The following is a 24,761-nucleotide window of genomic DNA, read 5'->3' on the forward strand; positions in this document are numbered from 1 at the left end:
GAGTCATGGCCTCGATCGTGACAGCCAACTTCGATCGGAACAACGTCACGCCGATCCGGAGAGAGCGAACCCAGATATCGGTCCGTCCTGTCGAGTTTGCCGGCGGCAGTACGCGTGGCGCGTACCGAGGCCGCCGGCGTTCGCGCCGTGTCGCGCGGACTGAACCGTCGTCGTCGATCGCAAAGCGCATTTTCGATATCGCCGCGGCAAGCGGCGCATTGCTGTTTTTCGCGCCTCTCCTGATCGCGATTGCGGTCGCGATCAAGGTGACGTCGCCGGGTCCGGTGCTGTTCTTTCAATACCGCTACGGCTATCGAAACCGTCGCTTCAAGATCTACAAGTTCCGTACCATGCGCAACGATGCCGGCGACGTGCGCGGCGTAAGGCAGACCATCCAGGGTGACGCACGCGTGACGCCGGTGGGCCGAATTCTGCGCAGAACCAGCCTCGATGAAATCCCGCAACTGTTCAACGTGATCAAGGGCGATATGTCGCTGGTCGGGCCGCGGCCGCATGTGCCGGGGATGCTGGCCGTGGACCTGCCTTACGAAGACCTCGTGCCATACTATTTTCAGCGCCACACGGCGCGGCCGGGCATCACCGGGCTCGCGCAGGTCAACGGCTGCAGGGGAAGCACGGCCGAGTTCGGGCCAGCTATTTCGCGGATCGATTACGACCTCCATTACATCGAGAAGTGGTCGTTGCGCATGGACGTCATGATCATCATCCGCACCATCCGCAAGGAATTCCTGTCGGGAAGCGGATTTTGACCAGCCGCAACGTCAAAACATCGCAACAAAAATCGAAGGACCATGCAATGGCGATGATCGAGCCGCGCGGCCGTATCGTACCCGTTCTCCTGTCGGGCGGCGCCGGCTCGCGGCTATGGCCGCTGTCGCGCGAGACCTATCCCAAGCAACTGCTCTCGCTGCTCGGCGAAAACACCTTGCTGCAGCAAACGGCGTTGCGGGTCGACGATCGCTCGCTGTTTACCGAGCCGATGGTGATCGCCAACGCCGAGCACCGATTTGCGATCGGCGAGCAGTTGCGCGCGGTCGGCGTCGATCGTCCCACCATCGTGCTCGAACCGTTCGGAAGAAATACCGCGCCTGCGGTTGCGGTCGCAGCGCTGCTCGCCAGCGAAAGCGATCCCGACGCGGTGATACTGGCGATGCCGGTCGATCACTGGGTGCGCGATCATGCGGCGTTTCGCGCCGCCATATCGACGGGCGTCACGGCAGCGCGCTACGGCCGATTTGTCCTGTTCGGCGTTCGGCCTTCGTCGGCGGCGACCGGGTTCGGCTATATTCACATGGGCGACGAGCTGGAAGCGGTCTCCCCTATCCGCAACGTTGCCGGCTTCGTCGAGAAGCCGGATCTGGTGACGGTCGAGCGCCTGCTGGCCTGCGACGAGCATGTCTGGAACAGCGGGATATTTCTGCTGCCGGCGCGCCAGTTCATCGACGAATTGGCGCACCGGGCGCCGGAGGTTCTCGCCGCCTGCCGCAAGGCGCTGACGGGCGCGACCCGCGACCTCGATTTTCTCCGCCTTGAGGAGCGCGCGTTCGAGGCCTGCCCGACCATCTCGATGGACTACGCGATCATGGAGAAGACCCACAATGCCGTGGTCGTTCCCGCCACCTTTGACTGGAGCGATGTCGGAAGCTGGTCGGCGTTGTGGTCGATGGCGGAAAAGGATCCGTCGGGCAATGTGGTGATTGGCGATGCGGTGATGGAAGACACTTCCGGCTGTTATGTCCGTGGCGACGGACAATTGGTCGCAGCCCTCGGGGTCGAGGATCTCGTCATCGCGACGTCGCCTGATGTGGTTCTGGTGACCAGCCGCAAGCGCGACCAGGATGTCGGAAAGCTGGTCGAGCGCCTGAAGGCAAACGGCCATCGCTCGGCAACCCAGACCCACAGCGTGCATCGCCCGTGGGGCTACTATCAATCGATTCACGCGGGCGATCGGTTCCAGGTCAAGCGCATCACCGTCAATCCCGGCGCCAAGCTGTCGCTGCAGAAGCATTATCACCGCGCCGAACACTGGGTCGTGGTGAACGGCACCGCGATCGTCACGCGCGACGACGAGGAAATCCTGCTGCGAGAGAACGAGTCGATCTTCGTGCCGTTGGGATGCATGCATCGCCTGGAGAACCCCGGCAAGGTTCCGCTCAATCTGATCGAAGTCCAGTCGGGCGCCTATCTCGGGGAAGACGACATCGTTCGCGTGCAGGATATCTATGACCGCGTCTGAGGCGGCGGGGTGAGGGGCAGCATCCGAATCGAGAGCGACGCAACGCCGCGGCGAAGGCGATGCGTGCCACACGAAGGGAGGCGGCAATGAACGCAAAACAACAGGTCAAGGAGCTGGTGAAGGACGCGTTTCCCTCGATATGGCTGCAATGGCATTTCATGAAGCGCCCGAAGACGGCGGAGCGGGAACTGTCCTATCTCGACAAAGTAATTCCCGATGACGCGGTGACGGTGGACGTCGGAGCCAATTGCGGCCTGTACACGCGGCGGCTGGCGCGCCTCTCCCGGCAGGTTCATGCCTTCGAGCCTTCGCAGCAGATGGCGAGGCTGCTGCGCCGAACCTCGGCGCGGAATGTGAGCGTCCACGAGATCGCGCTGTCGGATCATGACGGCGATGCCGAGCTGTTCATCCCGCAAGGCGATGACGGCCTGGTCTATGGGCTTGCCTCGCTGGAGGTGCGAACCGATTCATCGGCCAGAACAGTCTCTGCCCATGTGCCGATCGCGCGCCTCGACGCGGTCATCGACCAGGACGTGGCGTTCGTGAAGATCGACGTCGAAGGCCACGAGCTGAATGTCCTGAACGGCGCCGTCGAACTCCTGGAGCGTTGCCAGCCGGTATTTCTGGTGGAGGCGGAAGATCGCCACCGCGCCGAGGCGACGCGCTCGGTGTTCGAATTCTTCCGGGATAAATCCTATCGCGGGTTCTTCCTGAAGGACAACGACGTGATCGGCGTGGAGCAGTTCGATTCCCGCTGGCTTCAGGATGCCGGCGCGCTGCGGCCGGACGGCGGCCGCAAGGACGGACGGGTCTACGTCAACAACTTCTTCTTCTTTCCCCGTCATCTCGACGGTGAATCGATATTGAGCAGCTAGCTCGTCGCCTCACCACCATCTTTTGTCGGCGCGGCCACGGCCGCGCGCGGCGTCTCACACAGGAACCGTAATGCATATCGCAATGATTGGCGCCGGCTATGTCGGGCTGGTGTCAGGGGCGTGCTTTTCCGATTTTGGACATCAGGTCGTCTGTATCGACAGCAACGCGGAGAAGGTCGACCGCCTCAACAACGGCGAGATGCCGATTCACGAGCCGGGATTGGCCGAACTGGTCGCGCGAAATGTCGGCCAGGGCCGCCTTTCATTCGCAAGCGATCTGAAGTCGGCGGTCAGCGAAGCGGAAGTGGTGTTCATTGCGGTGGGCACGCCGTCGCGCCGCGGCGACGGCCACGCCGATCTGTCCTACGTCTACGCGGCGGCGCGCGAGATCGCGAGCGTGCTCCCCGAGCGAGCGGTGGTGGTCACCAAGTCGACGGTTCCGGTCGGCACCGGCGACGAGGTTGAGCGCATCATCCGTGAGGAGAATCCCTCAGCCACAGTTGCCGTCGTGTCGAATCCGGAGTTCCTGCGCGAGGGGGCGGCGATCCGCGACTTCAAGCATCCCGACCGGATCGTGATCGGAACGGAAGACGCACGCGCCCGCGGCGTCATGGCCGAGGTGTACCGGCCGCTTCACCTCAACGCCTCGCCGATCCTCTATACGGATCGCCGCACCGCGGAGCTGACGAAATATGCCGCCAACTCCTTTCTTGCCACCAAGATAGCCTTCATCAACGAGATCGCCGATCTTGCCGAGAAGGTCGGCGCCAATGTGCAGGAAGTCGCGCGCGGCATCGGCCTCGACAACCGGATTGGCCAGAAGTTCCTGCACGCAGGCCCGGGCTTCGGCGGCTCCTGCTTTCCAAAGGATGCGATGGCGCTGATCAAGACCGGCCAGGACCATGAATCGCCGGTGCGGATCGTGGAAACGGTGGTTGCCGTCAACGACCAGCGCAAGCGGGCGATGGCGCGCAAGGTCGCGAACGCATTCGGCGGCAATCTGCGCGGAAAATCGATCGCCGTGCTCGGCGTGACCTTCAAGCCCGATACCGACGACATGCGCGACGCGCCGTCGATTCCGCTGATCACCGCGCTGCAGGACATGGGCGCCGAGGTGCGGGTTTTCGATCCCGTCGGCATGGAGCAGGCGAAGAAGGTGTTCGAGAACGTCACCTTCTGCGACAACGCCTACCGTTGCGCCAAGGGATGCCATGCGCTCGTCATCGTCACGGAATGGGAACAGTTCCGGGCGCTGGATCTGAAGGAGTTGTCCACCATTATGGCCTGCCCCGTCATCGTCGATTTGCGCAACATCTACTCTCCGGAGGAGGTGGAGCGGAACGGCTTTCTGTATTGCGGCGTGGGCCGGCCGAAATCGATGGCGTACTGAAAGGATGCAGGCACAATGTCCGATCAGCCAATTTTGCTAACGGGAGCCGCGGGCTTCATCGGATTCCACGTGGCGCAGCGATTGCTTCAGTCCGGTCACCGCGTCATAGGGGTCGACAACCTGAATGCGTATTACGATCCGCAGCTGAAGGCCGCGCGGCTCGATATTCTCCGTAACGACCGGCGCTTTCAGTTCGAGCGACTGGATCTGGCGGATCGCGTTGCGGTTCCGGAATTGTTTGCGCGGCATCGGTTTCCCGTCGTGATCCACCTCGCTGCGCAAGCCGGCGTGCGGTATTCGCTCATGGATCCTCATGCCTATGTGGATGCGAACCTGGTCGGCTTTACCAACATTCTGGAGGGATGCCGGCACAATGGCTGCCGTCACCTTTTGTTTGCGTCCTCGTCGTCGGTGTACGGAGCCAACCGGAAGCTGCCGTTTTCGGTGCAGGACAACGTCGATCATCCGATCAGCCTTTATGCCGCAAGCAAGAAGGCGAACGAGTTGATGGCGCATTCGTACAGCCATCTCTACGGGATTCCCTGCACCGGCCTGCGGTTCTTTACGGTGTATGGCCCATGGTACCGGCCCGATATGGCCCTGTTCGTGTTCGCCGAGGCGATCGCCCGCGGCGATCCGATCAGATTGTTCAACGGCGGCCGGATGCTCCGTGACTTTACTTACATCGACGATGTGACGGACGCGCTGGTCCGGCTGATCGGTCGTGCGCCGCAAGGAAAGCCGCAGCGGTTGGGGGAAGCCCCGGATCCGGGATCAAGCGCCGCGCCATGGCGCATCTACAATATCGGCAACAGCAAGCCGGAGGAGTTGCTGCGCGTCGTCTCGCTGCTGGAGCAGGAACTGGGACGCACGGCGACAAAGGAACTGCTGCCGATGCAGCCGGGCGATGTGCCGGCCACCTATGCCGATGTCGATGATCTCTCGCGTGACGTGGATTTCCGTCCCGCCACCTCCATCGAGGAAGGCATCCGCAGGTTCGCTGCGTGGTATCGCAGCTATCGCGAAGATCAGTCTGACGGCGGAATTCAGGCCACTTCCAGCGCGCGCGCATAGGCGTGGCCGGAATTGGTGATGTGCACGGTCATCAGTTTCGTAAAGCCTTCGAACTTCCCCCGCTCGAACAGGTCAAGCAACTCGCGGTGTTGATCGAATGACGCCGGCGTCCGGACGTCGAGCGGCGAACTCAAATTGGTGCGCAACGCAGCGACGCGCCCTGCGATGAGCTGATAGGACTGCATCAAATAATGATTGCCGCAATGGACAAACAGGGCGTCGTGGAACGCGGTGTCCGCCGAGCCGTAGGCGAGCGTGTCCTTTGCCGCCACCGCCTGCTTCATGTCCGCGACCGCCGCCGTCAGCGCTTTCAACGCGCCGTCGCGATCATGGCCGTGAGCGAGTTCGGCTGCCTTGGGCTCGATCAGGATGCGGAACGTGCAGAGTTCAACGATGTCGGCGGCGCTCGGCGTGAAGACGAAGCTGCCGACCTGCGGCTTCACCACGACGAGCCCATGGGCCTGCAGCAGGCTCATGGCTTCGCGCACCGGCGTGCGGCTGACGCCAAAGGATTGCGCGAGCCTCTCCTCGGCGATGACGGCGCCGAGCTTCAGTTCGCCTTCGATGATCGCCTGGCGCAACCGCAGCATCACCTTCTGCGACAGCGATTTTGGCGTATCGAGTTTGAATGATTTCATGGCGTGATCGCCTGTTGCCTCTCACTGTGCCGCCTGCGACCTGCGGATCGATCAGATCACCTTTCCTGGATTGAGCAGGCCGTCGGGATCAAGGGCGGCCTTCAGCGTGCGCATCAGCGCAATCTCGGCTTCGCTGCGCGCGTAACCCAGCCATTTCTTTTTCAGCGTGCCGATGCCGTGCTCGGCCGAGACGCTGCCGCCCATCTCGCGGACCAGGCCGTAGACGATCTGGTCCATTTCTTCCTTCGGCTGCTCCTCGACGGATAGCCCCGGCACCCACGACACCAGGTGCAGATTGCCGTCGCCGATATGCCCGTAATAGACACTGTCGCAACCGGGAATGCCGGATGCCAGTGCCGCCTTGCAGCGCCGGACGAATTCGTCCATGCCGGCAACGGCGAGGCCGATATCGTAGGGGATGTGCGGGCCGAGCACCTGGCCGAATTCCGAACAGATGTCACGCACCGCCCAGAAGGCTTTCGTCTGCGCGACCGATTGCGACACCGCCGCATCGCTCAGCATCCCGCGTTCCAGCAGCTCCGCAAGCCAGGTCTCGAACCGCGGCGCATCGCGCGCTTCGTCGGTACCCTGCGCCTCGACCAGCACATAGAGGCCATGACCGGTGCCGACCGGCGAGCGAACGCCGGCACGATTGGTGATCACATCCCAATAGTCGGGCCACATCACCTCGAACGCCGACAGCAGCGGACCGAGCCCGCTGCGCGCTGCGTTCAGAAGCGCAAGCACCGCCGCATAATCCGGAACGGCGCAGAGCGCGGCCATGGTCGAGCGCGGCTTTGGAAGTAGCTTGAGCACCGCGCGGGTGATGATGCCGAGCGTGCCCTCGGACCCGACAAAGAGATGCTTCAGATCATAGCCGGCGTTGTTCTTGATCAGCTTGTTGAGGCTGGTCATGACCGTGCCGTCGGGCAATACCACTTCGAGACCGAGCACGAGTTCGCGCGTCATGCCATAGCGGATCACGCGATTGCCGCCGGCATTGGTGGAGAGGTTGCCGCCGATCGCGCAAGATCCGCGCGAACCGAGATCGAGCGGGAAAAACATGCCGCGTTCGTCGGCCGCGTTCTGAATGGTTTCGAGCGACGTTCCGGCGCGCACCGTCATGGTGGCGCCTGCCGGATCGATTTCCTCGATGCCGGTCATGCGCTCCAGCGAGATCGCAACCCAACCGGCCTCCGGGGAAGCGCCGCGGCACAGGCCGGTCAGTCCACCCTGTGGCACGTAACAAAGTCCCGCCTTTCGGCAGGCGAGAACCGCTTCCGATACGCCGCTGGCGTCGATCGGCCTTACCACCGCGAGCGGCGCCTGCGGCAGGCTGGCGCTCCAGTCATTGCCATTGCGGGCAGGTACGTCGTCGCCGAGCAGAACGGCCTGGGCGCCGAGCTTTCGCTGCAACCGGCTGAGCGCTTCCTGAACTTGGTCGCGTTTGATGGTGTGCATGGCGTGCCCGTTCTCCCAGCGCGGCCGAGCCGATAAGTGCCTGATTCCAGCCGTGGAAATCGTTTGAGTTATTCTTGTATGTAAGATACAACACAAGTCAACAGCGCGCTGGACGCAGGGACACCGGCGACGATGATGAGGGAGCAATTTGATGACTGATCCTATCCGTGGCTTCTGGGTAGCAACGCCGACGCCATTGTCGGCGGACGGCTCGGTGGATCATGTCCGGCTGACGCACCACGTGCTTCAGCTGTTCGCCAAGAGCGCCGACGGTGTGGTGTTGTTTGGCACCACCGGCGAGGGGACCTCGTTTGGCGCGGCGGAGCGGCTGGCAACCGTCGAATCGCTCCTGAAGGCAGGCATCGCTGAGCAGCGGATAGGTTTGGGCAGCGGCTTTGCGGCGGTGACCGACAGCATCGCGCTGACCCGCTCGGCGCTGGCGCTGGGGTTGCGGCACGTGTTGATGCTGCCGCCGTATTTTTATCGGGACGCGACCGCAGAAGGAATTGAGGACGCGTTCGCCGCGATTCTCGATGGCGTCGCCGACGATCGGCTGCGGGCCACGCTCTATCACATTCCGCAGACTTCCGGCGTCGGCGTGCCGCCGTCGGTGGCGGCCCGCCTGCGTGTGCGCTACGGCGCTGTCGTCGCCGGCCTCAAGGACTCTAGCGCCGACTTCAAGCAGTTTGAGGCGTTCCGTGCAGTGGCGCCGGAGCTGGCGATCACCGTGGGCAACGAAGTCGATATCGCCCGCGCAGTTGCTCAGGGCGGCGCCGGCACGATCTGCGGCCTTGGCAACATTGTCCCCCATCTGATCCGGGCCATGCTCGACGTCGGCGCGGAATCGCAGATGCGCGCGGTGCAGTCTGTTTTCGCCGATGAACCTTTTACGCCGGCGCTGAAGGCGGTCCTTGCCGCACGAAGCGGCCATGCCGGCTGGCTGCGAGTTCGCCCGCCGCTGCGTGCGGCATCCAACGGTGTCGCACTCACGGCAAGGCTGGATTCGCTGTTGCGGCCCGTTGCCGCCTGATCAAAGGCAAAGCGCTACGCTCCGCGCGCGCGAAAGTCGCGCGGCGTGGCGCCAAATCTGTTCTTGAATGTGCGGGTCGCGTGGGCGCCGTCGGCGAACCCGCACTGATGCGCAAGCCCCGCAATCGGAACGCCGGCCAGCAAAGGCTGCCGCAGCAGATTTCGAAACAGCTCGACACGCCGATGAAGAACATGCCGTTCGAATGTGGTTTCGCGGTCGGCAAAGATGCGATGAAACGTCCGCTCGGAGATGCCGAATTCGGCGGCAAGCGCCGGCGCAGACCGGGCACTGGCGATATTTGCCCTCAGATGGATGTCGATCAGGCCAAACAGCCCCGGACGGGTGAGTTGATGGCTGGCGCCGGCGGCAAGGCGCAGCAGGGCCGATAGATAGGCTGCGATATCAGGCTCGTCCCGTTTTGCCGGCCCGGATGAACTGGAGATTACGTCGCGGACCAGGGCGGCAATCGAGCGGGCCACCGTTCCGGACAATGGGATCGGTCTTGCACAAAGCCGCTCCGCCTCGGGAACGGATCGCAACAGGGACGCGGCGGGCACGGTCGCGATCAGCAATTCCGCACGCTGCTCGGGACCGAACAGCCGGTCCTCGAACGGACGCCGCGCATCGTAGAGCACGCCATATCCCGGATTGATGGTGCCTTCGTTGCCGGCCTGCACCATCGCGCTTCGCCCGCGGCGCTGGAAATCGAACATGAATTCGTCGGAGCCGGCCCGGCTGACGAGCCTGGCGTCGCGGGTGTAGCATTGCGGGCTGCTGTCGAAGCGGACAAGCTTGGCGTCGCCGATCTCGACGAACTCGAAGTGGCCACTGACGATCGCAGAGCCGAGCGGCCTGGTCTCGACATTGGCGAATGACCGGCAGATCGCCTCGGTCCAATAGGCGGTCCGCTCGGTCGGACGGATCGGGTCGGTGGAGACGCTGATGGGCATCGTGCAGACGAGGTCCGGCTTGTGATGCCCCAGCGTCGCCCAGGACCGGTAGCTCTGGCAAGGGCCTGACAAGCGTCTGACATGGCAGGCTCATTCAAGACGCCGTGCCAGCGCTGTCATAGCCTGCGCCCATAGCTCGGGAATCTGGTTTGACATGATGCGCACAAAACCTGCCGCCGGCATCGATGCCGGCCATCCGCTCGATCCGCTCAGCGAAGCCGAGGTCGCACTGGCGTCCGAGATATTGAGAACCGCCAAAAATCTCGGGCCGGATACGCGATTCACCCATGTGCAGCTCGAGGAACCGGCCAAGTCAGACGTGCTTGGATGGGAACCGACTTCAAGGCTTCCACGGTGCGCGGCCGCGACCCTGTTCGACAGCAGGACCGGCGCCGTGCACGTCGCCACCGTCGATATCGGATCGAAGACGGTGACAGCGTGGCGCGAGCAGCCGACCAGGGATCATCCGTATGGCCAGCCGCCGATCACGATCGAGGAGGTCTTCAAGGTCGGCGACATCGTCAAGGCCGACGCAGGCTGGCTTCGTGCGATGAAGCGCCGCGGACTTGATGACAAGGACATTGAGCTGGTCCAGGTCGATCCGTTCTCGGCCGGGTACTTCGACCGGGAGGCCGAGAAAGGCCGGCGGCTCGTCAGCGCCGTTTCCTATTGGCGCAAGGACCTCAAGGACAATGGCTATGCCCATCCGATCGAAGGCGTGGTCGCGCTCGTCGACCTGATCGAGAACAGGATCGTCCACCTGGTCGATGAGCCCGACATCGTTCCGATCCCGAAAAAATCGCGCAACTACGACCGCGCCTCGATCCCCCAGAAGCGCAAGGACGTCAAGCCGCTCGACGTCGTGCAGAGGGACGGCCCGAGCTTTACGGTCGATGGATGGAAGGTCGATTGGCAGAACTGGTCATTCCGCGTCGGGTGGACGGCGCGCGAGGGCCTCGTGCTGCATCAGATTGCCTTCCGCGATGGCGGGCGCGAGCGGCCGATCATCTATCGGGCCAGCGTCACCGACATGATCGTTCCCTACGCCGATCCGACCGCCAACCATTTCTGGAAATGTGCGTTCGACGCCGGCGAGTACGGGCTCGGCAAGCTCGCCAACGCGCTCGAACTCGGCTGCGACTGCCTCGGTCATATCAATTATTTCGACGTGCCGGTTGCCGACGATTACGGCAAGCCGGGCGTCATGAAGAATGCGATCTGCCTGCACGAGGAGGATTACGGCATCCTCTGGAAGCATTATGAATTCCGCAACGAGACGTTCGAGGTGCGGCGCTCACGCCGTCTCGTCATCTCGTTCTTCACGACGGTTGGAAACTACGACTACGGCTTCTTCTGGTACTTCTACCAGGACGGCACCATCCAGCTCGAAGTCAAGCTCACCGGCATCATCCAGACCGCGGCGATCGCCGCGGGCAAGCCGTATCCGTGGGGTGGCATGGTTGCTGAGAATCTCGGCGGTCCCACCCACCAGCATTTCTTCAACGCCCGGCTCCATATGATGCTGGACGGCGAGGGCAATACGGTCACCGAGCACGAGTTCCGGCCGCGGCCATGGGGCACCGACAATCCATACGGCAACGTGTTCGATACCACGTCGCGGGTTCTCTCGCGCGAGCGCGACGCCGTCCGCGAGGCTGACGGGCGGACGGGACGCTACTGGAAGATCACCAATCCCAATCAAAAGAACAGTGTCGGCGGGCCGACGGCCTACAAGCTCCTGGCGCACAGCGCGCCGGTGATGCTGGCGCAGGAGGGCTGCTACATGACCTCGCGCGGCGGCTTTGCGACCAAGCACATCTGGGTGACGCGCTACGCCGCCGACGAACGCTACGCGAGCGGCGAATTCCCGAACCAGCACGCGGGCGGCGACGGCCTGCCGAAATACGTAGCGCAGAATCGCCCGATCGAAAACCAGGACATCGTGGTCTGGCACAGCTTTGGGGCGACGCATGTCTGCCGTCCCGAGGATTTTCCGGTGATGCCGGTCGAGTATGTCGGCTTCACGCTGAAGCCGAACGGCTTCTTTGCCGAGAATCCGGCGATGGACTTGCCGCCCGACCGAAACAGCGCGAGCCGGGACAATCGCGACAGGGATTCATGCTGCGGGTGATATCCGCTCTTTCTTTCACCGAGCAAGGGAGACTGACCATGAACCGCAGAAAACTCCTCAAAGCCGCAAGCCTCGCTGTTGCCTCTACCGCCATCGCCGCGCCCGCCGTCGCGCAATCCGCGCCGGTCTTGCGCTGGCGTCTTGCCACATCCTTCCCCAAGAGCCTCGATACGCTCTATGGCGCCTGCGAGATGTTTGCGAAAGCGATCGGTGAACTCTCGGACCAGAAATTCCAGATCGGCGTGTTCGGTCCGGGCGAGATCGTGCCGGCGTTTCAGGTCTTCGATGCGGTGGCGAACAATACCGTGGAGATGGGAAACAGCGCCTCCTACTACTACATCGGCAAGGACCTGGCGTTCGCCTTCGGTACCGCTGTTCCGTTCGGCCTCAATACGCGACAGATGAATGCCTGGCTCACCTATGGCGGCGGCCTCGATATGCTCAACGAGCTCTACGGCACGTTCGGCATTTTGGGCTTTCCGTTCGGCAACACGACCGCGCAGATGGGTGGATGGTTTCGCAAGGAGATCAAGACGCTCGACGACATGAAGGGTCTCAAATTCCGGGTCGGCGGCGTGGCGGGGCAGGTGCTGAGCCGGCTCGGCGTCGTGCCGCAGCAGATCCCGCCGGGCGACATCTATCCCGCGCTCGAAAAGGGCACGATCGACGCCGCCGAATGGATCGGCCCCTATGATGATGAGAAGCTCGGCTTCCTGAAAGTGGCGCCCTATTACTATTATCCCGGCTGGTGGGAAGGCTGCGCCAACGGCTTCCTCTATATCAACAGCGCGAAATGGGCCGAGCTTCCGAAGCTGTATCAGAACATGGTGACGATCGCGGCCGGCCAGGTCGCGGCCGACCTGACGGCCAAATATGATGCCCGCAATGCGTCCGCCATCAAGCGCCTGGTCGCGGCCGGTGCGCAACTGAGGCCGTTCTCGACCGACATCCTCGACGCGTCGTTCAAGGCGACGAACGAACTCTTTGCCGAGGTTTCGGCAAAGAACGCGAAGTTCAAGGCGCTATATGAATCGACGATCGCGTTCCGGAACGAACAGTACCAGTGGCATCAGGTCTGCGAGGCCACCTACGACAACTACATGATCAGGCGGATCCGCGCCTGACCGGTCGCTGCTGCTTGCCAAACCTGGGAGCTTGACTTGGACATTCGCACCGGGCGGCCGGTTACGCTTGCGCCAAACGGCATGGTGACGTCGCCGCATTCGCTCGCCTCCGCGGCCGGCGTGGATGTGCTTCGGGCCGGCGGCTCCGCCGTCGATGCGGCGATTGCGACCAGCGCGGTGCTGTCGGTTGTCTATCCGCACATGACCGGTCTCGGCGGCGATGCCTTCTGGCTCATTCACGATGGCGCCAGTGGCGAGGTTCGTTACCTCAATGGCGGCGGCAAGGCTGCGGCCGGTGCCACGCTGTCGTCCTTTGAGAAGAAGGGACTGAACGAAATCCCGCTTCGCGGCATAGTGCCGGCGACATTGACAGTGCCGGGCGCGGTGGCGAGCTGGATCGAAGCGCACGACAAATATGGGCGGCTGCATCTCCGTCGCGTGCTGGAAAGCGCCATCGGGTATGCGCGCGACGGATTTCCGGTCACCGGCCGCCTTGCCAGCTTCATCGAGATGGCGCGCGATGATCTGGTGCGGGATCAAGAGGCCGCAGGGCTTTTCTTTCCCGATGGGGCAGCGGCGCAGCCGGGCACGAAGCTTGCCAACGCAAACCTTGTCCGGACGCTCCAATCGATTGCGGATGACGGGTGGTCTGGATTTTATGAAGGGCCGGTCGCCGCCGAGATGGCGCGCTTCTCGGAAGCGGCGGGCGGCCTGTTTCGCCTTGCCGATTTGGGCAGGCAAAAGGCCGTCTGGGGTGAGCCCGTTGTTGGCCGTTACCGCGACGTTACGGTCTTCAACACGGCCCCGCCGACGCAGGGCTTTACCGTGCTGGAAATGCTCAACCTTGTCGAGCCTCACGAACTGCACCGAATGGATTTCCTCGGGCCCGACCATGTCCATCTCCTGGTACAGGCCAAGCAGGTCGCCTACCACGATCGCGATCAGCTGCTCGCCGATCCCTCGTTTGCCGACGTGCCGGTCGAGCGGCTGATATCGAAGCCATATGCAAGCGAGCGGGGCCGGCTGATCGATCTGCAGTCCGTGCTGAAGTGGGATACCGTGCCGTCATTCGGCAGTCTCGCAGGCGATACCGTCTATGTCGCGGCGGTGGACCGTGACGGCAATGCCGCGTCGCTGATCCAGAGCCTGTATGGCGCGTTCGGCTCCTGCGTGGTTGCGGGAAACACGGGGGTGATCTTGCAGAACCGCGGCGCCTATTTCTCGCTCGACCCGGATCACCCCAATCGCCTCGAACCCGGCAAGGTCCCATTGCACACCCTGATCGCCTCCATCGCCAAGCGGGACGGCAAGCTGTGGAGCGTGCTGGGTTGCATGGGCGCGGACGGCCAGCCGCAAATCCAGCTCCAGCTCTATTCCGCCATGGTCGATTTCGGTCTCGATATCCAGGAGGCGATCGAAATGCCACGGTTCCTGTCCGGCCGCTTCGCCCTCGGCGAGGCCCGCGACACGCTGCACATCGAGAGCCGCTTTCCCGAAGGCACGATCGACGCGCTCGCGCTACGCGGCCATGCGATCAACCGCTGGGACGCCTGGAACGAAATGGCTGGTCACGCGCATGGGATTACGATCGATCGGCGGAACGGCATGTTAAGCGGCGGTTCCGACCCGCGCAGCGATGGGGCGGCGATCGGGTTTTAGCAGCTCGCCGTTCCCGCATTGGCGCGCCCTCTCATTTTGCGCTACCACTCCTCCCGACAGGAGCACGCCGATGCCGCTATGGACCTGCGAACAATGCGGCGCCCAGTTTCCCGAAAGCGCCGAGCCGCCGCAGGCCTGCCCGGTCTGCGAAGACGAGCGGCAATATGTGAACTGGAAGGGGCAAACCTGGCTCACGCGCGAGGAGCTGACGAAACGTTACAAGCTCGTCTGGCGTGACGACCTCGACATTCCCGGCATCAGCATGCAGCCGGGTTTCGCGATCGGGCAGCGCGCGCTGCTGGTGCCCGAGGCCGATGGCTGCGTGATGTGGGATTGCGTGCCGCTGGCCACCCGCGAAGCCATCGACTACGTCCGCTCGCTCGGTGGCCTGAAGGCGATCGCGGTCTCGCATCCGCATTACTATGGCGCGGTCGCCGACTGGAGCGAAGCGTTCGGCGGCGTACCCGTCTATCTGCATGGCGACGATCGCGCCTTCGTCACGCGGCCGCATCGGGCCATCGTGCCATGGACCGGCGACAGTCACCGGATATCGGACGATATCCTTCTGATCCGGACCGGCGGACATTTTGCCGGCGGCACGATCCTGCACTGGCGCGCGGGCGCGCAAGGGCGGGGCGCGCTGCTCACCGGCGATGTCGCGATGGTGGCGATGGACCGCCGCTCGCTCAGCTTCATGTACAGTTTTCCGAACTACATTCCGCTCAATGCGCCGGCGGTGCGCCGGATCTGGGCTGCGGTCGAACCGCTGGCGTTCGATCGCATCTATGGCGCGTGGTGGGGCCGCAACATCGCCGACAATGCCAAGGCGACGTTCGACATGTCCGTCCGGCGGTATATCGCGGCGATCTCCGACTGAACGGCTGGTCAATCCAAGCCGTTGGCTTCTCCCTCCGGTGCATTGTTGGCAGGCTGAATGCCAACAGGAAACGGGGGAAGCACGATGCCATTGCCGCCTTTGGCCTGCTGCTGGCTCCCGCTGCGTGACCATTGCCCGCTAGCGATTGCCGGCGCCTACCGCGGCTACGCCTCGCGGCATCGGCGCCGCCTTTCGCGCCGGTTGCGGCGGGATAGTTCCGCTTTTGGGCTCATTCAGCCAGCCGGTGAGGCGCGACATCAACCCTGACTGTTGTTCGGCGGTCCGCGGCTCCTGCACGAAGGGGTCGGTGTAGCACCTTGCGCCCGCGGCCTTTGCGATCCGCGCCACCGCATCGGTCATCGCCGGCGCGCCCGCGGTATAGACCACATCGTCCGGCGACAGCTTTGGCAGATGGTCGGTCGGCCGGCCGCTCTGAATCGCGTGCGAGATTTGCTGCGGCTCCGACACCATCGGGATCAGCCTGACATTGGGAAACAGCGCCAGCCGGCATAGCGCGGCATGCATGTAGAGCGAGCGGATGCTGCGGGCCTGCACGATGAAGACCATTTCGCGCTGCGGCTGCTCCATGATCGCGGCGACCGCGACCGACCACATCGGGGCGAAACCGGTGCCGCTGGCGACGAGAACGATACGGCCGGCATGGCCTTGCCTGAAAAAGGCGCGGCCATACGGTCCCATCAGCTTGACGCGGTGCCCGGGGCGGATTTCGCGGCCGAACGCCGAGGAAACCAGTCCGTCCGTGACCATCCGGATGTGAAAGTGCAGCAGGCGATCGTGCGGAGCGCCTTCCAGCGGAAAGGTCGGACTGTAGGACCTTGCCGGAAATCCCTGAAACTGCAGCTTGCAATACTGGCCGGGAAGGTAGTTGAGCGGCTTCGGCAACTCGATGTCGACGCCCACCACGTCGGGCGCGAGCTGAACGGTCTGCGCCACTTCCGCCGACAGCGCCACCGGCTCAGGCGCGGCCTCGATCGCGATCTCGAGGTCGGAGACGATCCGGGCCTGGCAGGCATGGATCATGTCGTCGCCCCGGCTATGGCCGCCGAACACCGTGCCGTCGACCAGGCGCACGCGGCAGGCGCCGCAGATTCCGGAGCGGCAGTCGTGCGGAAGATCGACACCGTTCATCAACGCCCAATCGAGCAGAAGCTCGCCGCGATTCGCCAGAAACGGCTCGTCGTTGATCGTGACTTTGCAAATCTTTGACATTTATTCCACCTCGATACGAATCGGCCGAACGTGCCGTGTATGTCTGATCTGGCTGTGGTCGAAAGCGGCGACCCGCATGAAGACGCCGCTTCTGATCGGCACGTCAAACTGGCTTGTGGTGTCGAGCCGGCGTTTCACCTCGAGCGCCCAAAGGCCGGAGGCCCAGCGGGCCGCACTTCGAACGTCGGCGCGATCGCCTGAAAATTCGCCGCCCACGATGACGCCCGGGATCACGGTCCCGGTCGGGATGCGGCCATCGACATCGGTCGAATAGGGCACTGAATCCTTCTCGGTCATGAACCAACGCGCGCCGTCGCTCTCGCCGTGGTTGGGATCGAGGTCGATATCGCCCAGCGCGTCCGTCGTGGCGGCGACGGCTTTGGGCAGGCGCAGCGGGGCGACCAGGCGGCTGCGGCGCGGACCGCCTGACGTGTCGGCCTCGACCGTGAAATTGTCCCGGTAGTTCGCCGTTCCCGGGTCGGGCGCGAAGCCGCCCTTGTACGGAACGACGTTGGCCGCCTGCATCGGGGTCGGATCGAGCGGCGGCCCGAAATGGGCGTCGTCCATCCATCCGGTCGCGCCGCTGGTCGCCTTCCACTGCCAGACGTCGGCGTAGCCTGTTGCCGTGTAGTGCAGTCCGCGGCCGCTCATGGTGGCCGGCGCGCCGGCGACCGGCTGCGGCCCTGGATGAAAGGTCCGGCCGCCGGCCAGCGTGACGTCCGACGTGGTCAGCAGCACCGAAAACTTGTCTTCGTTGTATTGATGCTCGTCGCCGAGCTGAAAGCCGGAATGAAGCAGGTGCCATCCGTCGGATTCCTTGACGAGCGGCAGGTGCTTCAGCGAGCGCGTCGAGTCTTCCCAGGTGAAGAGGAAATACGCATAGGTGCCGTCGTGCACCGCGCGGATCTCGATTCTGGCTTCTCCCTTGCCGTCGAAATTTCCGCCTTCTCCGGTCAAAAGCGAGAACGGCTTGACGCCGCGCCATGCCCGATCGGAAGTGTCGCCGTCGAGGATCGGTGCGTCGGCGGGATTGATGCGGCGAATCTGAACGCTGTCGACCGCCAGCCGATCGGTTGCCACGATCATCGAAGCGCCGGTGATCGCCGCGGCGGCTGCCACGACGAACGCATTGGCCTGCAGGGTCGGGTTTCGCGATCGCGCAGGTCCGGTCTTGGGTCGCGGTGCCGGATCCGGCTCGTGCGTTCGGTCGTGGCGCGCCTCGTTGCGCGGCTGCAGCGGATGGGATGAGACCTCCGGCGGTGCCTCGACATTTTCGGTCTCCGGCAAGCGCACCGACTGCTCGGCAAGCATGCCCAGCAGTTCGATGGCATCGAGCCGCGGCGGCGGCGCAGGCAGCGGGGCGGGACGAAAGATGCGCAGCAATTGCGAAGCGCCGCCGCTCTTGAACTGGGTCAGGACATGCAGGACGACAAAGGCGAGGATCACCCAGGTCCCCACCCAGTGCAGCATCGCCACGTCGTAACCGGAATAGAAACCGAAATAGAGCAGCCCGCCGCTGATCAACAGCCCCGACATCGTGACAAAGAAAATCCAGTACATCAGGGCGATCACGGCGCTCAACCTTGCCTGCCCGCGGCCGAACAGTCCGCGCAGCCGAACCTTGTCGAGCTGGACGCGGCGACCGAGGCCGGAGCGGAGCATATAGACGACGTAGCCGATCGCCACCGCGACCAGGACGATCGCGGCTTGCATATGGGCGAGCCAAACGCTGTCACGCGGCAGCACGGCATCGAACCAGTTGATCCAGGTCCGGTCGGGCGTTTCGGTCGCGATGCGCAAACCCGTGACGAGCGCAACAGCGAATGCCGCGACGAACGTCCAATGTAGAATGATGGTCCCATAGTCCGTCTTACGCTGCCTCACGCATACGCCCCGCTACTTCACTTACCGAACAGCAACCGCGCCGATTCCACCAACCGCCGATGTCGCTGCCGTACTAATGATGGTCCCCAGAGCCGTCGTTGGGGCCATCGTCTAAAGATCGTCCTTTGCGGCGCAGGCCGGCGATAACCTCTTCTCTGCACCCGCTGCGTGAGCCGGATCGGCGAACGCGTTTCTTGCTTGATGTATCGGCCTCCAGCATCCCCGGAGCATCGGGGACGCTGGAGGTCGCGCCGCGCGCCGCTATCCCCACATGTGATGCAAATGTTGCAATTCGGGCGCCGGCGAATGGTCGTGGTCCGCGACCCCGGCGGGGATGTCGGTGGTCGCAATCGTCATCGGCTCGACGCTGGCGGTCGGGGCCACGGCGTGTGGCGCGGCCGGGTCAGCCGCCGCGACGGTGGCGGCCGGGGTTTCGGGGGCGGGCGGCGTCTCCGCGACCGGTGTCCCCAGTACCCCGGCGACCGTCACGCCGTCCGTGTTGTAGGTGCCTCCGGTAGCGGGGACATTGTGGTCGCCGGCATCGGCCGCGTTTCCGTGCATCTGGTCCGCCGCCGCTGTGACCAGGGTCGCGTCGCCGGTCTGCAATCCCTTGATCATCGCGGCGATCTCAGCGCCGAGCGTGCCGGTCGCGCCGAGCAGTTCGTTGCCGCCCTCGGCCGCGCCGAAGTCGGTGACATACTTCTCGAATGCCTTGAGGTTGTCGATCAGCGTGGCAATGGCCTTGGTGTCACCGCTGCCCACGAGGTCGATGGCCTGTTGTCCATACGAATTTGAATAGGCGATGAAATTGGCCAGGAAGACCGTCTGTGCTCCGTTGTCGAGGTGTATCGGCGTCGGATTTTCGGCATCCGGAAACGGCGAGAAGCCGCTGATGCCGCCTTGCGTCGCCATATCAGCCAGATTGGCGTCGCCCTGGATGATATCGATGATGTCGAGGATGTTGTCGGTGCTGGCGTGTCCCGCATCGGGGCTGATGCTGGGGTCGTTGATATAGGTGAGTTCGAGCTGGAGCTGGCGTACGACCGCGTCGGCATGGACGCCGGTCAAGCCCTCGAACGGTTGCGGGTTGGCGTTCATCAACGCCTCCATGTCCGTGATCACGGCATTGATGTCGTCGGTGATCTCCTGCCGGTTGCCGTCATTGACGCCGCCGAGGATCTTATCGGCCGCGTCATTGAAGATCGCACCGATCTCCGCGAGATTGGCGTGCGGCGCGTTGGCCGCCGTGGTCCCCTCTGGCAGGGTGCCGGGCACCGTCGCAGGCCCGTTAGCCGCGAGGCTGCTTAGCGCGGGATCGGTCTTGACGGTATTGATGATATCGAGATGGCTGGCGCGGAGCGCCTGTTCTGCGGCAGCCATGCCGCCGACCGCGCCGCCGCCGTTCGCCGAGGCGTTGGCCACCGAAATCGCGGTGTTGATTTCGGACAGGATCGCCTGCACGTGGCCGAGTGCGGCCCCGGAAAACTGTCCGGCATTGACCTGCGCCAGCAGGCCGTTGTGCACCATGGTGAGATCGTTCGCATTGTGGTTGATGCTGCCAAGCCCTTGGCCGCTTTCCTCGACCGGGTTTTGCCCCGGGCTGACCACCGGCGCCGGGATGGCATTGTTGAGGATAGCGCCGAGGCCGGAGGAGCTCGGCACGATGGACGGTGAGGCCGAGGGCGTCTCGGTGGGCGGAGGTGTTTCCTCCGGCGGCGTCGTGGATGGAGGAGCGGGGGCGACCGGCGGGCTCGGGGCCTCGTCGATCGGCGGATCGAGATCGACGTGGCGGTGAGTGAAGCGAGCCATTATTCGTCCCCTGTTACCCTTCATGACGAGTGCTCGCACGCATCCGCCGGGAAGCAGGATGGGCGCACGATGAAGGATCAGTTAGCTTCGTGGCGTCATTCGGCCGACACCGCGACCATTGAGCGCCGAAGCAAGGTTATAGACCGACGAATCCATGACGCGCGCCGCACCGAAAAACGGCGGATTAGACGCGCTCGAAAGAAGGATATCGCAGCCGCTGTCGGCGCCAGTCGCGCGAATCCGGGACGCCGGGTCCTGGGTGCCGGAATTCTGCTGATCGCACCGGCGACAAAACGGCCTTTGCCACCGTTCTACCCTTGAGCGAACTTGAACAATCGGCATTCGTCGCATTGTTGCCGAAAAATGGTCTGCATCGCGCGTCAAGGAGACTTGCAGGGAGACCCGGTCGACGGGTCGAAGGGCAGTTCAATGAGTATCGCTCAGGGGCAGGCACAAGGCCGAGCGCGGGCAGCACCGACGCCCCGCGCGATTTCCGGCCTGTTGTCGACGCTGGCTGCCGATGATCCCGTCGCGAGCGCGATGCGCGCGAGCGCGCGCCGCATGATCGGCGTTGCTGTCTTCAGCGGCGTCATCAACATCCTGATGCTGTCGGGCTCCCTCTATATGTTGCAGGTGTACGACCGGGTGATTCCGAGCCGCAACCTCGCGACCCTGTTCGGCCTGTCCTTGATGGTGCTGATCGCCTACCTGGTGCAGGGATATTTCGATGCGATGCGGTCGCGCATGCTTTGCCGGATCGCCACGCTGTTCGACGGCGCGCTGCAAGGATCGATCCATTCGGCGCTCGCCACCTTGCCGCTGCGCGGGGTGAAGCCGGTCCTGATGCAGCAGCCGCTGCGCGATCTCGACCAGGTGCGCACCTTCATGTCGGGCATGGGGCCGACGGCGTTCCTGGACATGCCGTGGATCCCGGTCTTTCTGATCGGGCTGTTTCTGTTTCACCCGCTGATCGGCTTCACGGCGCTGCTTGGCACCGCGGCGATCGTTGCCATGACATTGGTGACCGAGCGGATCTCGCGCGGCGCGACCAAGGCGGCGATGGACCTGAACGCGCAGCGCCAGGTGCTGGCGGATGCGACGCAGCGCAACGCGGAAATCGTTCGGGCGCTCGGCATGACGGATCGGCTGACGGCGCGCTGGTCGCAGGCCAACGAGCGGTATCTGCAGGAAAACATCCGCGCGACCGACGTCTATGCCAATCTTGGCTCGAGCGCGAAGGTGCTGCGCTACATCCTGCAATCGGGAATGCTGGGGATGGGCGCCTATCTCGTCGTCGCCGACAAGGCGTCGGGCGGCATCATGATCGCGTCCTCGATCCTGATGGGGCGCGCGCTCGCGCCCGTCGAAATCGCGCTCGGCACCTGGAAGCAACTGGCCGCCGCCCGCCAGGGCCTCGCGCGCCTGCGCGACATCTTAAAGGCGACCGCACAGCCTCCGACGCCGCCGGTGATGCTGCCGCGCCCCTGCCGCGAATTGTCGGTGCAGAATCTCGCGGTGGCAGCACCCGGCTTCGACATGCCGATCGTGTCCGGTGTCACGTTTTCGCTCAAGGCCGGCTCGGGGCTGGCGCTATTGGGCGCGAGCGCGTCGGGCAAGACCTCGCTCTCCAAGGCGCTGGTTGGAATCTGGCCGGCGCATCGCGGCGCCGTGCGGCTCGACGGCGCGTCGCTCGATCAATGGCGCAACGAGGATCTCGGCCGGCACATCGGCTATCTCCCGCAGGACGTCGGCCTGTTCGACGGCACCGTGGCGGAGAACATCTGCCGCTTCGACGAACATGCGAGCTCGGATGCCATCCTGAAGGCCGCGCAGATCGCAGGTGTCCACGACATCATCCTGCGCCTGCCGGAGGGCTATGCGACGCGAATAGGGCAGGGTGGCATGTCGCTGTCGGCCGGCCAGAAGCAGCGGGTAGGGCTGGCGCGGGCGGTGTTCGGCGACCCCTTCCTGCTCGTGCTCGATGAGCCCAACGCCAATCTGGATGCCGACGGTGAGAACGCCTTGACCCGCGCCATCGGGATCATGCGCCAGAACAAATCCATCGTCGTCGTCATCTCGCACCGCCCGAGCGCGCTCTCCGCGCTGGATATGACGATGGTGCTCTACGAAGGCAAGGCGATCGCGTTCGGCCCGAGCGCAGAAGTGTTCGCGCGCGTCCGCAACGCCGGCGGCAAGGGACCGCCGGGATCGCCGCAGTCTCCGCCGCAGGCCAAGGCAGAACAGCGGGCATCACTTGCCGAGAGTGTTTCATCATGAAGAGTTTTGATCACGTGCATGCCGATGAAAGAGGTGCGCGCCACCGGATGGGCGGGACGGATGAGGACGTTGCGGCGCCGCAAGGCCAGGCGCTGATCCTCGAACTGCAGCGATTGCGGCAGGCTTTCGAGCACGACAACCGGCAGGATCAGCGGTCGCCGCTTCGCCGCCCGGCGAATGACGAACCAGGTCCGGGCGGGCGGCGTTCGCGTCAGGCCCGGCCGAAGCGGTCGAAGAAAAAGGGCAAGATGGGACGGGTGCTGGATTGGCTCGGTCCCTTCGGATCCCAGTCCGAGGTTTTCGATCCCGAGCCTCCGGCGCCGCGCGGCCGACGCAGCGCGCGTGAGCCGCAGTTCATGACCCCGCCGCCGGCGAGCGGCATGCGCGGCCCGGCCGGCAATGCTTCGGCAAACAATGCTCCCTCAGGCAATTTCTGGCGGAATGAACGGCAGGCGCGCGGTCCGATCATCGCGCCCGACGATCCGTCGCTCATGAACATGCCGAGGTCGCGGCCGGAAGTTTTGTCGATCGACGACACACGGCTGCCGCCGCGCGTCGAGGCTCCCCAACTGGCGCCGCCAAGCCCGGCGGGCCCGGTGCCGCGCGATCGTTCCGTGACGGGGGTAGTCCGCAATGGCCTCACCGCGGGGGTGGCATTCCTTGCCAATCGCGATGGATCGACGGATATGGCGGGCGCGCCCGGCGAAAGCATCGTGCTGCGGGCGGCGCGCGCCTTTGAGGGCGAATTGCGCACGGGCTTGCGGGCGCTGCTCGTCGTCGGCGGGTTGGCCGGTGGCTGGATGGCGCTGGTGCCGTTGTCGGGCGCCGTCGTGGTGCCGGGCAATCTGGTGGTGCAATCCAACGTCAAGACCATCCAGCATCCGACCGGCGGCGTGGTCGCGCAGATCCCGGTCCATAACGGCATGCGGGTCAACGCCGGCGATCTGCTGCTGCGGCTGGACGCGACGCAGGCGCAGGCCAGCCTTCAGGTGGTCAGCAAGCAACTCGACGAAGTGCGGGCGAAGATCGCGCGGCTGGTCGCCGAGCGCGACGCTCTGCCCCGGCCGGCGATCCCGCCGGAAATGTCGTCCCGGCTGGACGATCCCAACGTCAAGACGCTGCTCGCCTCCGAAGCCTCGCTGTTCAGGGCGCGGGTGACGGCACGCGACAGTCAGAAGGAGCTGCTCAAGAGCAAGGTATCGCAGCTCGGTGAGGAGATCGTGGGCCTCGAGGCGCAGGTCGCGTCCAAGGCCAAGCAACTGGAGCTGATCACGGGCGAGCTCACGGGCGTGCAGGAGCTGTTCGACAAGCGTTTGGTGCCGCTGGCGCGGCTCACGGCCCTGCAGCGTGAGAGCGCCAGGATCGAAGGCGAACGCGGCCAGTTGATCTCCACCATCGCCGAGACCAAAACCAAGGTCGACGAGGCGAAGCTTCAGACAGTCAGGCTCGACCAGGATGTCCGCACCGAGGTCGTCAAGGATCTCGGCGAGGCGCAGGGCAAGGAAGCCGAACTCAGCGAACGAAGCGTCGCGGCGCGCGACGTCCTCGAACGCATCGAGATGCGCGCGCCGACCTCGGGCGTGATCCATCAATTGAACGCGCACACCATCGGCGGCGTGATTCGCGCCGGCGACGCCGTCATGGAGGTGGTGCCGGATTCCGATGATCTGCAGATCGAGGCGCGGTTGCAGCCGAATGACATCGACCAGGTACGCAAAGGCCAGCAGGCTTTTGTCCGCTTCTCGGCCTTCAACCAGCGGGTAACCCCGCAGTTGATCGGTCAGGTGTCGTATGTCTCGCCCGACACCACCCGCGACCAGCAGACCAGCATGTCCTATTTCACGGTCCGCATCATGCTGCCGGAAGAAGAGCGCCGGCGGCTGGCCGGGCTGCAGCTCTCCTCGGGCATGCCCGCGGAAGTGTTCATGCAGACCGGCAGCCGGACCATGCTGAGCTATCTGTTCAAGCCGATCCTGGATCAATTCCAGCGCGCTTTTGTCGAGCGCTAAGGGCAGCGGGAACAGGCACTGACGTCTCAACGGGGCGTGGCAAATCTTGCCACCCCGGATGATATCGCTATATCAGGGCTTTCCTT

General features: G+C 64.2%; 18 protein-coding genes. 12 read left to right on the forward strand and 6 right to left on the reverse strand.

Annotated elements, in window-relative coordinates; genetic code table 11:
- Positions 1 to 5: 5 nt before the first annotated feature.
- The 5 genes from V1293_RS29065 to V1293_RS29085 all read left to right on the forward strand — a co-directional run bounded on the left by V1293_RS29065 (position 6) and on the right by V1293_RS29085 (position 5,596).
- Entirely contained in the window at positions 6 to 770 is a 765-nt protein-coding gene (locus V1293_RS29065) for a sugar transferase (protein ID WP_334514301.1), read from the forward strand.
- A 53-nt stretch (positions 771 to 823) separates the two neighbouring features.
- The gene (locus V1293_RS29070) at positions 824 to 2,257 is read left to right on the forward strand and encodes a mannose-1-phosphate guanylyltransferase/mannose-6-phosphate isomerase (protein ID WP_334516962.1); all 1,434 of its coding nucleotides are present in this window, start codon (positions 824 to 826) and stop codon (positions 2,255 to 2,257) included.
- 86 nt (positions 2,258 to 2,343) lie between these two features.
- The gene (locus V1293_RS29075) at positions 2,344 to 3,132 is read left to right on the forward strand and encodes an FkbM family methyltransferase (RefSeq protein WP_334514303.1); all 789 of its coding nucleotides are present in this window, start codon (positions 2,344 to 2,346) and stop codon (positions 3,130 to 3,132) included.
- Between the two features lie 70 nt (positions 3,133 to 3,202).
- Positions 3,203 to 4,522, forward strand: coding sequence for a UDP-glucose dehydrogenase family protein (locus V1293_RS29080; protein WP_334514304.1), 1,320 nt, complete (start codon positions 3,203 to 3,205; stop codon positions 4,520 to 4,522).
- 15 nt (positions 4,523 to 4,537) lie between these two features.
- Positions 4,538 to 5,596 (forward strand): NAD-dependent epimerase, encoded by a 1,059-nt coding sequence (locus tag V1293_RS29085; protein ID WP_334514306.1) that lies wholly within the window; start codon positions 4,538 to 4,540, stop codon positions 5,594 to 5,596.
- Here V1293_RS29085 and V1293_RS29090 read toward each other — a convergent pair.
- Positions 5,569 to 6,234: a GntR family transcriptional regulator gene (locus V1293_RS29090; protein WP_334514308.1), complete on the reverse strand. Its 666-nt coding sequence runs from the start codon at positions 6,232 to 6,234 to the stop codon at positions 5,569 to 5,571. The genes V1293_RS29085 and V1293_RS29090 overlap by 28 nt on opposite strands.
- A gap of 51 nt (positions 6,235 to 6,285) precedes the next feature.
- Entirely contained in the window at positions 6,286 to 7,695 is a 1,410-nt protein-coding gene (locus V1293_RS29095; RefSeq protein WP_334514310.1) for an FAD-binding oxidoreductase, read from the reverse strand.
- 151 nt (positions 7,696 to 7,846) lie between these two features.
- Between V1293_RS29095 and V1293_RS29100 the strand changes: the two genes are divergently transcribed.
- The gene (locus V1293_RS29100; RefSeq protein WP_334514311.1) at positions 7,847 to 8,725 is read left to right on the forward strand and encodes a dihydrodipicolinate synthase family protein; all 879 of its coding nucleotides are present in this window, start codon (positions 7,847 to 7,849) and stop codon (positions 8,723 to 8,725) included.
- A gap of 14 nt (positions 8,726 to 8,739) precedes the next feature.
- Here the strand turns inward: V1293_RS29100 and V1293_RS29105 are convergent, their stop codons facing one another.
- Complete coding sequence (locus tag V1293_RS29105; protein ID WP_334514313.1) at positions 8,740 to 9,675, reverse strand: helix-turn-helix domain-containing protein; 936 nt, start codon at positions 9,673 to 9,675, stop codon at positions 8,740 to 8,742.
- 154 nt (positions 9,676 to 9,829) lie between these two features.
- Here V1293_RS29105 and V1293_RS29110 point away from each other — a divergent pair, with 154 nt between their 5' ends.
- The 4 genes from V1293_RS29110 to V1293_RS29125 all read left to right on the forward strand — a co-directional run bounded on the left by V1293_RS29110 (position 9,830) and on the right by V1293_RS29125 (position 15,466).
- On the forward strand, positions 9,830 to 11,806 hold the full coding sequence (locus V1293_RS29110; RefSeq protein ID WP_334514314.1) for a primary-amine oxidase: 1,977 nt from the start codon (positions 9,830 to 9,832) through the stop codon (positions 11,804 to 11,806).
- A 38-nt stretch (positions 11,807 to 11,844) separates the two neighbouring features.
- Complete coding sequence (locus V1293_RS29115) at positions 11,845 to 12,930, forward strand: TRAP transporter substrate-binding protein (protein WP_334514316.1); 1,086 nt, start codon at positions 11,845 to 11,847, stop codon at positions 12,928 to 12,930.
- Between the two features lie 36 nt (positions 12,931 to 12,966).
- The gene (gene ggt / locus V1293_RS29120; protein ID WP_334514318.1) at positions 12,967 to 14,589 is read left to right on the forward strand and encodes a gamma-glutamyltransferase; all 1,623 of its coding nucleotides are present in this window, start codon (positions 12,967 to 12,969) and stop codon (positions 14,587 to 14,589) included.
- Between the two features lie 70 nt (positions 14,590 to 14,659).
- Positions 14,660 to 15,466: an MBL fold metallo-hydrolase gene (locus V1293_RS29125; protein WP_334514320.1), complete on the forward strand. Its 807-nt coding sequence runs from the start codon at positions 14,660 to 14,662 to the stop codon at positions 15,464 to 15,466.
- 138 nt (positions 15,467 to 15,604) lie between these two features.
- On the opposite strand, the gene V1293_RS29130 is transcribed toward V1293_RS29125, so the two are convergent.
- From V1293_RS29130 to V1293_RS29140, 3 genes are all read right to left on the reverse strand, one after another.
- Positions 15,605 to 16,696, reverse strand: coding sequence for a 2Fe-2S iron-sulfur cluster-binding protein (locus V1293_RS29130; RefSeq protein ID WP_334514322.1), 1,092 nt, complete (start codon positions 16,694 to 16,696; stop codon positions 15,605 to 15,607).
- On the reverse strand, positions 16,697 to 18,580 hold the full coding sequence (locus V1293_RS29135) for an ethylbenzene dehydrogenase-related protein (RefSeq protein ID WP_334514323.1): 1,884 nt from the start codon (positions 18,578 to 18,580) through the stop codon (positions 16,697 to 16,699).
- 261 nt (positions 18,581 to 18,841) lie between these two features.
- Positions 18,842 to 20,389, reverse strand: coding sequence for a hypothetical protein (locus V1293_RS29140; protein WP_334514325.1), 1,548 nt, complete (start codon positions 20,387 to 20,389; stop codon positions 18,842 to 18,844).
- Between the two features lie 561 nt (positions 20,390 to 20,950).
- On the opposite strand from V1293_RS29140, the gene V1293_RS29145 reads away from it, so the two are divergent.
- Both V1293_RS29145 and V1293_RS29150 read left to right on the forward strand, forming a co-directional pair.
- On the forward strand, positions 20,951 to 22,666 hold the full coding sequence (locus tag V1293_RS29145) for a type I secretion system permease/ATPase (RefSeq protein ID WP_334516963.1): 1,716 nt from the start codon (positions 20,951 to 20,953) through the stop codon (positions 22,664 to 22,666).
- Entirely contained in the window at positions 22,663 to 24,675 is a 2,013-nt protein-coding gene (locus V1293_RS29150) for an HlyD family type I secretion periplasmic adaptor subunit (protein WP_334514327.1), read from the forward strand. Before V1293_RS29145 ends, V1293_RS29150 begins: the two co-directional genes overlap by 4 nt.
- Positions 24,676 to 24,761 lie beyond the last annotated feature (86 nt).

The sequence above is a fragment of the Bradyrhizobium sp. AZCC 1693 genome (genome assembly GCF_036924745.1).
Lineage (GTDB): Bacteria > Pseudomonadota > Alphaproteobacteria > Rhizobiales > Xanthobacteraceae > Bradyrhizobium.